Consider the following 14,016-nt stretch of genomic DNA (forward strand, 5'->3'; position numbering starts at 1 on the left):
GAGGTTTCCCCGTGAGTACGCCGTACCCCTTTACCGCGATCGTCGGAATGGACGATCTGCGGCTCGGGCTGTTGCTCAATGCCGTCTCGCCCGCCGTCGGCGGTGTGCTCGTCCGTGGTGAGAAGGGCACCGCCAAGTCGACCGCCGTGCGGGCGCTTTCGGCGCTGATGCCAGAGGTGGCGGTGGTCGCCGGGTGCCGGTTCTCCTGTGATCCGGGCTCCCCGGACCCGGCGTGTCCCGACGGGCCGCACGAGGTCGCCGGCGGCGTGTCGCGCCCCGCGCGGATGGTCGAGCTGCCGGTGGGGGCGTCCGAGGACCGGCTCGTCGGTGCGCTCGACATCGAACGGGCGCTGGCCGAGGGCGTGAAGGCCTTCGAGCCGGGGCTGCTGGCCGACGCGCATCGCGGGATTCTGTACGTCGACGAGGTCAACCTGCTGCATGACCATCTCGTCGACCTGCTGCTCGACGCCGCCGCCATGGGCGCGTCGTACGTCGAGCGCGAAGGCGTGTCGGTGCGGCACGCCGCCCGCTTCCTGCTCGTCGGGACCATGAACCCCGAAGAGGGCGAGCTGCGCCCGCAGTTGCTGGACCGGTTCGGGCTGACCGTGGAGGTGGCCGCCTCCCGTGAGACCGATCAGCGGGTGGAGGTGGTACGCCGCAGGCTCGCGTACGACGACGATCCCGCCGCCTTCGCCGCCAAGTGGGCCGGTGAGGAGGCCGCGCTGCGCTCCCGGATCGTGGCCGCGCGAGCGCTGCTGCCCGAGGTGCGGCTCGGGGACGGGGCGTTGCGGCAGATCGCCGCGACCTGTGCGGCCTTCGAGGTCGACGGGATGCGGGCCGACATCGTGATGGCCCGTACGGCGACCGCGCTGGCGGCCTGGGCCGGGCGTACCGACGTACTCGCCGAGGACGTACGGCAGGCCGCGCTGCTCGCGCTTCCGCACCGGCGCCGGCGCAACCCGTTCGACGCGCCGGGGCTGGACGAGGACAAGCTCGACGACACGCTGGAGCAGAACAGCGGGTCCGACGACGAGGACCCGGACACGGATCCGGACGGCCCCGGCGGAGGCGGGCAGCCGCCGCAGAGGGACGACGGCGACGGTTCGTCGCCCGACTCGCCGGATCAGCCCGGTGAGGCGGAGCCCGAGCCCGAGGCCGGTGAGGGGCAGCGGGCTCCCGCCGGGTCGGGGGGCGAGCAGGCCGCCGCGCGGGCCGGGGAGCCGTTCCGTACGAAGATGCTGAGCGTGCCGGGTCTGGGCGAGGGGGCCGCCGGGCGTCGGTCGCGTGCGCGTACCGAACACGGTCGTACGACCGGGGCCCGTCGGCCGCAGGGGGCGCTCACCAAGCTTCATCTCGCGGCGACCGTTCAGGCCGCCGCGCCGCATCAGCGGGCGCGTGGGCGCAGTGGGCGCGGGCTGGTCGTGCGGCGGGACGATCTGCGGCAGGCGACGCGGGAGGGGCGCGAGGGGAACCTCGTGCTGTTCGTCGTGGACGCGTCCGGGTCGATGGCGGCCCGGCAGCGGATGAGTGCGGTGAAGGGGGCTGTGCTGTCGCTGCTGCTCGATGCCTATCAGCGGCGGGACAAGGTGGGGCTGGTCACCTTCCGGGGCAAGGACGCGGAGCTTGTGCTTCCGCCTACGTCGTCGGTCGACGCGGCCGCCGCCCGGCTGGAGACGCTGCCCACCGGTGGGCGTACGCCGCTGTCCGCCGGGTTGTTGAAGGCGCACGACGTGCTGCGGGTGGAGCGGATGCGGGACCCGTCGCGGCGGCCGCTGCTGGTGGTCGTGACCGACGGGCGGGCGACGGGCGGGCCCGAGCCGGTGGCTCTGGCGGCGCGCGCGGCCCGGCTGCATGAGGCGGAGGGTGTCGCCTCGGTGGTCGTGGACTGCGAGTCCGGTCCGGTGCGGCTCGGGCTCGCCGGTGAGCTGGCGCGCGAGCTGGGCGGTACGGCCGTCACGCTCGACGAGCTGCGGGCCGACAGCATCGCCGGGCTGGTCAAGGACGTACAGGGAACGCACAACAGGAGGGCAGCCTGATGCCGCAGGGACAGCCGAGCGTCGTACCGGATGACGGTCTCACCACGCGCCAGCGGCGCAACCGGCCGCTTGTGGTCGTGCATACGGGCATCGGGAAGGGCAAGTCCACCGCTGCCTTCGGGCTCGCGCTGCGCGCCTGGAACCAGGGGTGGCCGATCGGGGTGTTCCAGTTCGTCAAGTCGGCGAAGTGGAAGGTCGGCGAGGAGAAGGCGCTGAAGGTCCTGGGCGCGAGCGGTGAGGGCGGGTCCGTCGCCTGGCACAAGATGGGCGAGGGCTGGTCCTGGGTCCAGCGCGACGCGCAGCTCGACAACGAGGCCGCCGCGCGCGAGGGGTGGGAGCAGGTCAAGCGCGACCTGGCCGCCGAGACGTACAAGCTGTACGTGCTCGACGAGTTCGCCTATCCGATGCACTGGGGCTGGGTGGACACCGACGAGGTCGTGCGGGTGCTGCGGGAGCGGCCGGGGACGCAGCATGTCGTGATCACCGGGCGCAACGCTCCGGAGAAGCTGGTCGAGGCCGCCGATCTGGTGACGGACATGTCGAAGGTCAAGCACCCGATGGACGCGGGCCAGAAGGGGCAGCGGGGCATCGAGTGGTAGCACGTCTTGTCATTGCCGCGCCGTCGTCGGGAAGTGGGAAGACCACTGTCGCGACCGGGCTGATGGCTGCCTTCGCGGCGGCCGGTCTCGCCGTGTCGCCGCACAAGGTCGGGCCCGATTACATCGATCCCGGGTATCACGCGCTGGCCACCGGCCGGCCGGGGCGGAATCTGGACGCGTATCTGTGCGGGCCCGAGTTGATCGCGCCGCTCTTCGCGCACGGCGCCGCCGGGTGCGACGTCGCCGTCGTCGAGGGCGTGATGGGGATGTACGACGGGGCGTCGGGGCAGGGTGAGCTGGCGTCCACGGCGCAGGTCGCCAAGTTGTTGCGGGCTCCGGTGGTGCTCGTGGTCGACGCGTCGTCGCAGTCGCGGTCGGTGGCGGCGCTGGTGCACGGTTTCGCGTCCTGGGATCCGGAGGTGCGGATCGGGGGCGTGATCCTGAACAAGGTGGGGTCCGCGCGGCACGAGGAGCTGCTGCGCGAGGCGCTGGACGCGTCCGGGGTGCCGGTGCTGGGTGCGCTGCGGCGCGAGCGGCAGGTGCGGACGCCTTCGCGGCACCTGGGTCTTGTGCCGGTCGCCGAGCGGCGGGCCGAAGCGGTCGACGCGGTCGCGGCGCTGGCGGAGCAGGTGCGGGTGGGCTGTGATCTGGAGGCGGTGCTCGCCCTGGCCCGCAGTGCGCCGGAGCTGGGCGTGGCCGCGTGGAACCCGGCGGTGGCGGGGGCGGAGACGGTGGCGAGCGTGGTGAGCGGGCGGCCGGTGGTCGCCGTCGCCTCCGGGGCCGCCTTCACGTTCTCGTACGCCGAGCACAGCGAGCTGCTCGCCGCCGCCGGCGCCGAGGTCGTGCCGTTCGATCCGCTCCGGGACGAGAGCCTGCCTGAAGGGGCCCGTGGGCTGGTCGTCGGTGGCGGGTTCCCCGAGGTGTACGCCCCGGAGCTGTCCGGTAACGAGCCGTTGCGCAAGGCCGTTGCCGAGCTGGCGTTGTCCGGGGCGCCCGTTGCCGCCGAGTGTGCCGGGCTGCTCTATCTGTCCCGGTCTCTCGACGGGCAGCCCATGTGCGGGGTGCTCGACGCCGAGGCGCGGATGTCGCAGCGGCTGACGCTGGGGTATCGCGAGGCGGTGGCGGTTTCCGAGAGTTCGCTGGCCACTGTCGGGACCCGGCTGCGGGGGCACGAGTTTCACCGGACGGTGATCGAGCCGGGGGCCGGTGCGGCTCCCGCCTGGGGGATGCACCTGCCGGAGCGGCGGGTGGAGGGGTTCGTACAACTGGGTGTGCATGCGAGTTATCTGCATACCCACTGGGCTGCCGAGCCAGGGATGGCCAAGAGATTTGTCGAGAGGTGTGCGGGATGAGCGGGACGAACACAAAGCTGACCGGTGTGGGTGTCGGGCCCGGTGATCCCGAGCTGGTGACCGTGAAGGGCGTCAATGCCCTTCGGGACGCGGCCGTTGTGGTCGTTCCGGTGATGGACAGTGGCGAGCGGGGGCGGGCCGAGGCGACCGTCCTGCACTACGTCGACGCGGCGAAGGTCGTCCGGGTCGTCTTCGCGCTCAACGAGCGTGAGGACCGGGCGCGGCGTGAGGCCGCCTGGGACGCGGCGGGGTCGCGGGTCGCCGAACTGCTGCGTACGCACGGCTCGGTGGCGTTCGCGACGATCGGTGATCCCAACGTCTACTCGACGTTCACCTATCTCGCGCAGACCATCGCGGATCTGGTGCCGGGGACCGAGGTCGTGACCGTGCCGGGCATCACGGCCATGCAGGATCTGGCCGCCCGCAGCGGGGCCGTACTGACGGAGGGGACGGAGCCGCTGACGCTCGTGCCCGTGACCGCCGGGGCCGCTGTGCTCAAGGAGGCCCTGGAGGGGCCCGGGACGGTCGTGGCGTACAAGTTCGGGCGGCTGGCGGGTGAGGTCGCGACCGCACTGCGCGAGACGGGGCGTACCGAGGACGCGGTGTGGGGGTCGGCGCTCGGGCTGCCCGAGGAATCGATCCGGCCTGCCGCCGAGCTGGCGGAGGGCGGCTCCCTGCCGTACCTCTCCACGCTGATCGCGCCCGCGCGGCGTGACGGTGGTCGCGGGGGCAAGCTGTGAGATCAGCCCGCGACGCCCACCATCACCCAGATGAAGGCCACTCCCGCGACCGTGCACAGCAGCGTGGAGCGGGCCGGGTGTTCGTGGTGGGCCTCGGGCAGGATTTCGGCCGCCGCGAGGTAGAGCAGGGCGCCGCCGAAGAAACCCAGATAGCTGCCCAGAAGTTCCTCCGGAAGGGTGAACAGCACAGTGGACGCCGCGCCCGCCACCGGGGCCAGCGCGTCCGCGAACAGCATCGTCACGGCCTTCCGGCGCGCGTTCCCGTACAGGCTGGTGAGCGTGTACGTGTTGAATCCGTCCGCGAAGTCATGGGTGACGACGGCCAGCGCGACGGTCGTGCCCATGCCCTCGCCCACCTGGAAGGCCGCACCGATCGCGATGCCGTCCATGAGGCTGTGGCCGACCATCGCGCCCGCCGCCGTCAGTCCGACCTGAGGTACGCGGCCCTCGCTCGCGCCGTGCGCCGCCCGGCGTACGGCGAGCAGGCGCTCCACCAAGTGGGCCACCAGGAAGCCTCCGACGAACAGCAGAAGTGCCTGCGGTACGCCGAAAATGTCTTCGCCCGCGGCCTCCAGTGCCTCCGGCAGCAGTTCCAGGCCCACGACGCCGAGCATGAGCCCGCCCGCCAGGCCCAGCACGAGGTGGCGGCGGTCGGTGACGCGCAGCGCCACCCAGCCACCGAAAAGCGTCATGAGGAACGCGCCGAGCGCGACGAACACCGCCATGTGCTCTTGCTAGCCGATCGACCCCCTGCTCCGCACATCCAAGATCCATTTCGATTTACCGCTGAACTGCTGAACTACCGTTGATTCCCGAGAGGACCCCCACTCATGGCCGATGCCCCCACCGGCAAGGTGACCTTCGTGGGCGCCGGCCCCGGCGCCGCCGACCTGCTGACCTTCCGTGCCGCGCGCGCCATCGCCGACGCCGATGTCGTGATCTGGGCGGCGAGCCTGGTACAGGCCGAGATCCTGGAGCACGCGCGCGCGGGCGCCGAGATCCTGGACTCCGCCGCGATGTCCCTGGAGGACGTGGTGGCGGTGTACGAGCGGGCGCTGCGGGGCGGGTTGAAGGTGGCTCGCGTGCACTCCGGCGATCCCGCCCTGTGGGGCGGCACGCAGGAGCAGGTCGACCGGTGCGCGGAGCTGGGTCTCGACGTCGAGATCGTGCCGGGCGTCTCGTCGTTCTCGGCGGTCGCCGCGATCGCGCAGCGCGAGCTGACGATTCCCGAGGTCGCGCAGTCGGTGATCCTGACCCGGCTCGGCGGCGGCAAGACGCCGATGCCGCCCGGTGAGGAAGTGCGGGAGTTCGCGCGGCACGGCACGACGATGGCCATCTTCCTGTCGGCGGCCAGGTCCGGGCAGCTCACGGCGGAGCTGCTGGAGGGCGGTTACCCGACGGACACGCCGGTCGTCATCGCGTACCAGGTCACCTGGCCCGAGGAGTTGGTGGTGCGCTGCACCATCGCCACGCTGGAGGAGACGGTGAAGGAGCACAAGCTCTGGAAGCACACGCTCTTCCTGGTGGGGCCCGCGCTCTCCGCCTCCGGTACGCGCTCGCACCTCTACCACCCGGGGCACTTCCACGGGTTCCGGCGGGCCGACCGGACGGCACGGGCGGCACTGCGCGCGGCGCGGAAGTCCGCAGAGGCGGGCGCCGAGGCCGGCGCGACGGCGGGCGCCGAGGCGGGCGCGGAGAAGTCCGGGTCATGATCACTGTTGTCGGTACGGGGACGGGCGCCCCGCTCGGCCCCGACGCCCGTACGGCGCTGGACGCCGCCGGGCTAGTCGTCGGCGGGCGGCGCCACCTGGACGCCGCCGGAGTGCCGGACGGCACGGCCCGCGTGGTGCTGGGGCCGCTCGCGCCCGCGCTGGACGCGGTCGCGGAGCACCTGGCCAAGCGGGCGACGGACGGCACGGACGCCGGAGTTGTGGTGCTGGCCTCCGGCGATCCCGGGTTCTTCGGGATCGTACGGGCGCTGGCGGAGCGGTTCGGTACGGACACCCTGGACGTACGGCCGGGGGCGCCCTCCGTCGCCGTCGCCTTCGCGCGGCTCGGGCTGCCGTGGGACGACGCGGTCGTCGTCAGCGCGCACGGGCGTGAGCTGCGTACCGCCGTGAACGTGTGCCGGGCGCACCCGAAGACGGCCGTCCTGACCGGGCCCGGCGCCGGGCCCGCCGAACTGGGCGCCGCGCTGGCCCGTACCGGCATCGCGCGCACCCTCGTCGTCGCGTCGTCGCTCGGCGATCCGGACGGGGGCGAAAGCGTCGAGTGCCTCTCCCCCGGCGAGGCGGCGGCGCGCGACTGGCCGGCGGCGGTCAGCGTCGTCGTATGCCTCGACGAGTCGCGGGCCCTCGCGCCGGCGCAGCGGACGGTCGCGGGGCGGGGCACCGGCCCGGACCAATGGGCGCTGCCGGAAGCCGCGTTCGAGCACCGCGACTCGATGATCACGAAGTTCGAGGTACGGGCGCTGGCGCTCGCCCGGCTCGGCCCGCGCCTGGGCGACCTGGTGTGGGACATCGGGGCGGGGTCGGGGTCCATGGCCGTGGAGTGCGCGCGGCTGGGGGCGGCGGCGATCGCGGTGGAGAAGACCTGCGACGGCGTGGAGCGGATCCGTGCGAACGCCGCCGCGCACGGGGTCGACGTACAGACCGTGCACGGCGCGGCGCCGACGGTGCTGTCCCAACTGCCCGAGCCGGACGCGGTGTTCGTCGGCGGCGGCGGGCGTGAACTGCCCGCCATCGTGGCGGCGTGCGCGCGAAGTGCCCGGCGCACGGTCGTGGTGGCGCTGGCGGCGCTGGACCGGGTGCCGGCGGTACGGGCGGCCCTGGCGTCCGCCGGGTTCGAACCCGAGGGCGTACTGCTGCAGTCGTCGCGGCTCGCGCCGCTGCCCGGGGACGTGACCCGGCTCGCGGCCGCCAACCCAGTCTTCCTGCTGTGGGGCCATCGCCCCGCGGATCCGGCAATTGAAGGAGCAGTTCAGTGATCGGCCTCATCTCCGCCACGGCGGCAGGCGCCGTGGCCCGCGACCGGCTGGCCGCGGCCTGGCCCGGACGTACCCGGGTGTACGACGGCCCGGTACGGGAGGCGGTCGGGCGCGCCTTCGCCGAGTGCGACCAGTTGGTGTGCTTCCTCGCGACGGGCGCGGTGGTACGGCTGGTCGCCCCGCTCCTCGCGGACAAGGCGGCCGACCCGGGTGTCGTGTGCGTCGACGAGGCGCGGCGCCACGCGGTGTCGCTGATCGGCGGCCACGGCGGCGGCGCGAACGAGCTGGCGCTCGCGGTGTCGGACGTCCTGGGCTGCGCCCCGGTGATCACGACAGCCACGGACGCCACGGACATCCCCGGCCTGGACACCCTGGGCTGGCCGGTCGAAGGCGCGACGGCGGCCGTGACCCGGGCGATCCTGGACGGCGCCCCGGTCACGCTGGAGGCCGACGCGGTATGGCCGCTGCCACCGCTGCCGGAGAACGTGACGCGGGCGGGTGGTACGGCGAGTGGCGCGACGGGGGGCGACAGCGGGACGCCGGGTGCGGACGGGCGTGCGGGGCAGGGCGGCGTCGGTATGGCTGAGGCGGCTGCGGTTGCTGGTGTGCCTGTGGGTGGGTTGCCCGGGGCCATGGCCGCGACCGTTGCGGCCGGTGTGCTCGCTGAGGCGGCCGCTGCCGAGGCGGCGGACGGCACCCACGCCCAGGACGCGCAGGCCGCGCCCGCCGTTCTGCGGGTCACCGACCGGGTCGTGGAGATCGGGGAACGCGAGGTCGTGCTGCGGCCGCCGTCGCTCGTGGTCGGGGTGGGGGCGAGCAAGGGTGCCTCCGTGGAGGAGGTGTTCGGGCTCGTCGAGGAGACGCTGGCGGATGCCGGGCTCTCGGCGCGTTCCGTCGCCGCGCTCGCGACCGTCGACGCCAAGGCCGACGAGGCCGGGATCGTGGCGGCCGCCGCCCGGCTGGGGGTGCCTCTGCGGACGTACGCCGCCGAGGAGCTGGCCCGTATCGACGTACCCAACCCCTCGGGGGCGCCCCTCGCCGCCGTCGGGACGCCCTCCGTCGCGGAGGCCGCCGCGCTCGTCGGCGGGGGTGAACTCCTCGTGCCGAAGCGGAAGTCCGTCCCCGGAACAGGGCGTGCGGCGATGGCCACCTGTGCCGTCGTCCGCAAGGAACCGCGTGGGCGGCTTGCCGTTGTCGGGCTCGGGCCCGGTGCGCGGGATCTGCTGACGCCCAGGGCCAGGGAGGAGATCCGGCGTGCGTCGGTGCTCGTCGGGCTCGACCAGTACGTCGACCAGATCCGGGACCTGCTGCGGCCGGGGACGCGCGTCCTGGAGTCCGGGCTCGGCGCCGAGGAGGAGCGGGCCCGTACGGCCGTCGCCGAGGCCCGCGCCGGGCACGCCGTCGCTCTGATCGGGTCGGGTGACGCGGGCGTGTACGCCATGGCGTCGCCCGCCCTCGCCGAGGCGAGCGACGACATCGACGTCGTCGGCGTACCGGGGGTGACGGCGGCGCTCGCCGCCGCCGCGATCCTGGGGGCGCCGCTCGGCCACGACCACGTCTCGATCAGCCTCTCCGACCTGCACACGCCGTGGGAGGTCATCGAGCGGCGCGTAAGGGCGGCCGCGGAGGCCGACATCGTCGTCACGTTCTACAACCCCCGCAGCCGGGGCCGCGACTGGCAGCTCCCCAAGGCGCTGTCGATCCTCGCGGAGCACCGGGAGCCGACGACGCCCGTCGGTGTCGTACGCAACGCCTCACGGCCGGACGGAACAAGCCGTCTCACCACGATCGCCGCACTCGACCCGGCGACCGTCGACATGATGACCGTCGTGGTCGTCGGCAACACCGCCGCCCGCGAGATCGCGGGCCGCATGGTGACGCCGCGCGGCTACCGCTGGCAGACGGAGGGTTCGTAATGCAGAGGATTGTGCACCCCATCGAGCAGGAGTCCTTCCGGCGCCTGCGCTCCCGCCTCGACACGTCGCACTTCCCGCCGCTGACGCGGGCCGTCGTGGAGCGGGTCATCCACTCCGCCGCGGATCTGGAGTACGCCACCGACCTGGTCTGCGACGAGCGCACGCTCGAAGCCGCGCACACCGCGCTGCACGCCGGCGCGCCGGTCGTCGTCGACGTGGAGATGGTCGCGGCGGGCATCACCCGCCGCGAGACCGTGTGCCGGCTGAAGGAAGCCAAGGCCGGCCCGGAACTCACCCGCAGCGCGCACGCGATCAGGCTGGCGTACGAGCAGGTGGGACCCGGCGCCCTGTGGGTGATCGGGTGCGCTCCCACCGCGCTGGAGGAGCTGCTGCTCCTGGACGCCGAACCCGCGCTCGTCATCGGCCTGCCCGTCGGCTTCGTCGGGGCGGCCGAGTCCAAGGCGGCGCTGCGCGAGAGCGGGCTGCCGGCCGTCAGCAACGTCTCGGAGAAGGGCGGTTCGGCTGTCGCGGCGGCCGCACTGAACGCCCTGCTCTACACCCCTGTCACCACCCCCACCCCCCTCACCAAGGAGAACGCGTGACCACCGCGCCCCCCGCACTGCTGATCGCCGGCCACGGCACCCGCGACGAAGCCGGAGCCGGAGCCTTCCGCGACTTCGTCGAGGAACTGGGCCGGCGTCACCCCGAACTGCCCGTCGCCGGCGGCTTCATCGAGCTGTCCCCGCCGCCGCTCGGCGACGCCGTCACCGGTCTCGTCGAGCGGGGGGTCACGCGCTTCGCGGCCGTTCCCCTGATGCTGGTCTCCGCCGGTCACGCCAAGGGCGACATACCGGCCGCGCTGACCCGCGAGAAGGAGCGTCACCCCGGGATCTCGTACACCTACGGCCGTCCGCTCGGCCCGCACCCGGGTCTGCTGGCGGTGCTGGAGCGACGGGTCGACGAGGTCCTCGGCGACCTGGACCGGTCCGAGGTGACCGTGCTGCTGGTGGGCCGGGGCTCGACCGACCCGGACGCCAACGCCGAGGTGTACAAGGCGGCACGACTGTTCTGGGAGGGACGTGGGTATGCGGGTGTGGAAACCGCATTCGTGTCGCTCGCCGCGCCCGACGTGCCGAGCGGACTCGACCGCTGCACGAAGCTCGGGGCGAAGCACGTCGTCGTCCTGCCGTACTTCCTCTTCACCGGGATCCTGCCGGACCGGGTGCGGCGGCAGACGCAGGACTGGGCCGAGGCGAATCCCGCGACCGGGGTGGCGTCGGCCGATGTGATCGGCCCCACCGAGGAGTTGATGGACCTCGTGATGGAGCGCTACCGGGAAGCCGTCAAGGGCGACCTGCGCATGAACTGCGACTCCTGCGTCTACCGCATCGCGCTGCCCGGCTTCGAGGACAAGGTGGGGGCGCCGCAGCAGCCGCACTTCCACCCCGACGACGACGGGCACCACCACCATCACCACCACCCAGGCAGCCATGCCCACGCCCACTGACGCCGCTCACGATCTGCGGCACCACGGAGACGCCGAGGTCCGCGAGGGCGATCTCACCGATCTCGCGGTCAATGTACGGGCGGACACTCCCCCGGCATGGCTCAAGGCCCGCATCGCCGCGTCCCTGGACACGCTCGCGGCCTACCCGGACGGGCGGGCCGCGCGCGCGGCGGTCGCGCAGCGGCACGGGCTGCCGGTGGAGCGGGTGCTGCTGACGGCGGGCGCGGCCGAAGCGTTCGTGCTGATCGCGCGGGCGCTCGCGGTGCGGCGGCCCGTCGTCGTACACCCGCAGTTCACGGAGCCGGAGGCGGCGCTGCGCGACGCGGGCCACGAGGTCGGCCGCGTACTGCTGCGGGAGGAGGACGGCTTCCGGCTCGCGGTGCGGGATGTCCCCGAGGACGCGGACCTGGTGGTGATCGGCAACCCGACCAACCCCACGTCCGTCCTGCACCCGGCCAAGGGCATCGCCCGGCTCGCGCGTCCCGGGCGGACGCTGGTGGTCGACGAGGCGTTCATGGACGCGGTGCCGGGCGAACCGGAGGCGCTTGCGGGGCGTACGGACATACCGGGCCTGGTGGTGCTGCGGAGTCTGACCAAGACCTGGGGTCTCGCCGGGCTGCGCATCGGGTACGTCCTCGCCGGGCCGGAGACGGTGGCGGCGCTGGAGCGGGCGCAGCCGCTGTGGCCGGTGTCGACGCCGGCGCTGGCCGCCGCTCAGGCGTGCGTCGCGCCGCAGGCGCTCGCGGAGGCGACGCGGGCCGCGCACCGGGTGGCCGCCGACCGGGCTCATCTGCTGGCCGGTCTCGCGGAGTTCGAGGAGGTACGGGCGGTGGAGGCGGCCGAGGGTCCTTTCGTGCTCGTACGGATGGAACGGGCCGACGAGGTACGGGTACGCCTGCGCGGCCTGGGCTTCGCGGTACGGCGCGGGGACACCTTCCCGGGCCTCGGGCCGCAGTGGCTCCGCCTGGCCGTTCGGGACCGCGCCACGACGGGCCGCTTCCTCCAGGCGCTGGACCAGGCGCTGACGCTGGTCGGACGGCGCTGAGGCCGGGTTCTCAACAGCGGGTGCGCCGGGGGCGGTTGAAAACCCTGTGGAGGTGCGCGGCGCCGACGGTGATGATGACCGCATGAATGATCGCGCGTTTCCCTTAGAGGCCCTGATCGTTGTGGACGTTCAGTCCGCCTTCGTCTCCGGTGACGGGGCGGTACCCGAGGCGGCCCGGCTCGTGGACCGGACGACGGACCTGATCGCACGGGCACGAAGGAGCGGGGCGCTCGTCGTCCACCTCCAGAACGACGGGCCGGCCGGAGCGGACGACGAGCCCCATACGCCCGGCTGGGAACTCCACCATCCCGTCGAGCCCGGCTCCACCGAGGTGGTGATCCGCAAGACCGAGGACGACGGCTTCGACGGGACGTGTCTGGGGAGCCTGCTGACCGACTCGGGGGTACGGGCGCTCGCCATCTGCGGCGTGATGTCCGAGATGTGCGTCCAGGCCACGGCCCGCACCGCCCTGGCGATGGGGTACCGGGTCGTCCTGCCGCACGACGCCCACGCGACGCAGGACATCCCCGCGGCACCCGGAATCAGCGACCGGGTGCCGGCCGCCACGGTCTCACGGGTCGCCGCATGGGCTCTCGGCAGCGAGGCCGAGATCACCGCGCACGCCGCAGACGTCACGTTCACGGCCGTGCCCTCGCGGTCTCACTGAGACGCCCGGGCGCGCAGCCGAACCGTCGGGCGAGGCCCGGCTGCGCTTCGGCGGGGGCGTGCTCCGTACCCCCGCCCCCTTCGCGTCAGGCCCCGTTACGGGATCGGCGGCTCCTCGCCACCGCCAGCGCGGCGGCTCCCGACGCCAGCAGCAGCGCCGCTCCGCCCGCGAGGTACGGAGTGGTCGAATTGCCGCCCGTCTCCGCCAGGTTCGCCTCCGGCGCCGTCACCGTCTGGGGCTTCACATCGGGTGCTGCCGGTGCTGAAGGGTCCTGCGGCTGCTGGTTCGGCTCGTCCTTCACCGGCGGCGCCTTCGGCGACTCGCACGTGGCGCCCGCGAGCGTGACCGCGCCGTCGACCTCGGCGACGTTCAGTTTGAGCGGGTTCACCGAGACCTCGAGCTCAAGGGCCGTGGCAGCCGCCGTACGGGAAGTGGTGTGCGTCTTCGACAGGTCGAGCGTCACCACGCCCACCCCCGGCACATCGACCCGCGCCGGTCCGCCCGCCGTCAGGGTCACCTTCTTCCCGAGCACGGTCACCGCACCGAGCACGTTCGACTCGGCCACCGGCTGCTTGCCCGCCTCGCACACCGCCTTCGCCGTGACCTTCTCGACCTCGATGAGCGAGAGCAGCGGGAGCCCCGGCACATGCACCTTGGCGTGCGCGAGGTTGACGTACCCCTCGGCCTTGTGCGCGTCGGCCGTCGCCTTCGCCGTGGCCACGTCGGCGCGCAGGACGCTGACCGGGTTGCCCTGCTCCACGCCGTCCAACTGGACCGTGAGTGCGGTCTTTTCGGCGTTCCCCGGAGCGTTCACTTCGTTGAGCGTGGTCGTGAGCGGCACATTGACGGTCTTGTTGAGCAACGAGATGTCGAGCCCGGTGCGCAGTACGACGGCGCTCGCCCTGCCCTCGCCGCCCCCGGTGGCGTGCGCCGCCGGAGCGGCGACGAGCAGAGCGGCGGCGGGGCCCGCCGCCAGGGCGAAGGCAGCCACGGCGGCCGCGGGCCGGCGCGTGGACCGGCGTGCGGGCATGCTGAAGAAGGTGCTGTTCAAAGCGGTGGAACCCCCACAAGTGACACGGCGCCGCCCGGCGCACTCCACGGGGACACGTGAGCGCCGGGACGGCTGAGACACAGGAATACTTACGCACTTAGAGTGAACGGTCAGCCA

At 73.3% G+C, this 14,016-nt stretch carries 13 protein-coding genes; 11 read left to right on the top strand and 2 right to left on the bottom strand.

Features of this window, described 5'->3' with window-relative positions:
• Positions 1-11: 11 nt before the first annotated feature.
• Genes J7E91_RS05390 through cobI form a run of 4 tightly spaced genes read left to right on the top strand, consistent with a single transcriptional unit; the run spans position 12 to position 4,727 of the window.
• Positions 12-2,036: a putative cobaltochelatase gene (locus J7E91_RS05390; protein WP_214899573.1), complete on the top strand. Its 2,025-nt coding sequence runs from the start codon at positions 12-14 to the stop codon at positions 2,034-2,036.
• Positions 2,036-2,635, top strand: a complete 600-nt coding sequence (gene cobO / locus J7E91_RS05395) for a cob(I)yrinic acid a,c-diamide adenosyltransferase (protein WP_214899575.1) — start codon at positions 2,036-2,038, stop codon at positions 2,633-2,635. Before J7E91_RS05390 ends, cobO begins: the two co-directional genes overlap by 1 nt.
• Entirely contained in the window at positions 2,629-3,987 is a 1,359-nt protein-coding gene (locus J7E91_RS05400) for a cobyrinate a,c-diamide synthase (RefSeq protein WP_214899577.1), read from the top strand. Before cobO ends, J7E91_RS05400 begins: the two co-directional genes overlap by 7 nt.
• The gene (cobI, locus tag J7E91_RS05405) at positions 3,984-4,727 is read left to right on the top strand and encodes a precorrin-2 C(20)-methyltransferase (protein ID WP_214899579.1); all 744 of its coding nucleotides are present in this window, start codon (positions 3,984-3,986) and stop codon (positions 4,725-4,727) included. The genes J7E91_RS05400 and cobI overlap by 4 nt, the downstream gene beginning before the upstream one ends.
• A 2-nt stretch (positions 4,728-4,729) precedes the next feature.
• Here the strand turns inward: cobI and J7E91_RS05410 are convergent, their stop codons facing one another.
• Positions 4,730-5,452 (bottom strand): ZIP family metal transporter, encoded by a 723-nt coding sequence (locus tag J7E91_RS05410; protein WP_214899581.1) that lies wholly within the window; start codon positions 5,450-5,452, stop codon positions 4,730-4,732.
• 105 nt (positions 5,453-5,557) lie between these two features.
• Between J7E91_RS05410 and cobM the strand changes: the two genes are divergently transcribed.
• The 7 genes from cobM (at position 5,558) to J7E91_RS05445 (ending at position 12,848) form a co-directional block, all read left to right on the top strand.
• Positions 5,558-6,439, top strand: a complete 882-nt coding sequence (gene cobM, locus J7E91_RS05415) for a precorrin-4 C(11)-methyltransferase (RefSeq protein WP_214899583.1) — start codon at positions 5,558-5,560, stop codon at positions 6,437-6,439.
• The gene (gene cbiE / locus J7E91_RS05420) at positions 6,436-7,713 is read left to right on the top strand and encodes a precorrin-6y C5,15-methyltransferase (decarboxylating) subunit CbiE (RefSeq protein ID WP_214899585.1); all 1,278 of its coding nucleotides are present in this window, start codon (positions 6,436-6,438) and stop codon (positions 7,711-7,713) included. The genes cobM and cbiE overlap by 4 nt, the downstream gene beginning before the upstream one ends.
• A complete protein-coding gene (gene cobJ / locus J7E91_RS05425; protein ID WP_214899587.1) occupies positions 7,710-9,629 on the top strand; it encodes a precorrin-3B C(17)-methyltransferase in 1,920 nt (639 codons plus the stop codon). Before cbiE ends, cobJ begins: the two co-directional genes overlap by 4 nt.
• Entirely contained in the window at positions 9,629-10,231 is a 603-nt protein-coding gene (locus J7E91_RS05430) for a precorrin-8X methylmutase (RefSeq protein WP_214899589.1), read from the top strand. The genes cobJ and J7E91_RS05430 overlap by 1 nt, the downstream gene beginning before the upstream one ends.
• The gene (locus J7E91_RS05435; RefSeq protein ID WP_214899591.1) at positions 10,228-11,136 is read left to right on the top strand and encodes a sirohydrochlorin chelatase; all 909 of its coding nucleotides are present in this window, start codon (positions 10,228-10,230) and stop codon (positions 11,134-11,136) included. Before J7E91_RS05430 ends, J7E91_RS05435 begins: the two co-directional genes overlap by 4 nt.
• Positions 11,120-12,181 (top strand): Rv2231c family pyridoxal phosphate-dependent protein CobC, encoded by a 1,062-nt coding sequence (gene cobC / locus J7E91_RS05440; protein WP_214899593.1) that lies wholly within the window; start codon positions 11,120-11,122, stop codon positions 12,179-12,181. Before J7E91_RS05435 ends, cobC begins: the two co-directional genes overlap by 17 nt.
• A gap of 82 nt (positions 12,182-12,263) precedes the next feature.
• Positions 12,264-12,848 carry an isochorismatase family protein gene (locus tag J7E91_RS05445; protein ID WP_214899693.1) on the top strand — a complete coding sequence of 195 codons (585 nt, stop codon included), beginning with the start codon at positions 12,264-12,266 and terminating at the stop codon, positions 12,846-12,848.
• An 85-nt stretch (positions 12,849-12,933) separates the two neighbouring features.
• On the opposite strand, the gene J7E91_RS05450 is transcribed toward J7E91_RS05445, so the two are convergent.
• Positions 12,934-13,899 carry an SCO1860 family LAETG-anchored protein gene (locus J7E91_RS05450; RefSeq protein ID WP_374224628.1) on the bottom strand — a complete coding sequence of 322 codons (966 nt, stop codon included), beginning with the start codon at positions 13,897-13,899 and terminating at the stop codon, positions 12,934-12,936.
• Positions 13,900-14,016 lie beyond the last annotated feature (117 nt).

This window comes from Streptomyces sp. ISL-99 (assembly GCF_018614005.1).
GTDB lineage: Bacteria > Actinomycetota > Actinomycetes > Streptomycetales > Streptomycetaceae > Streptomyces > Streptomyces flavidovirens.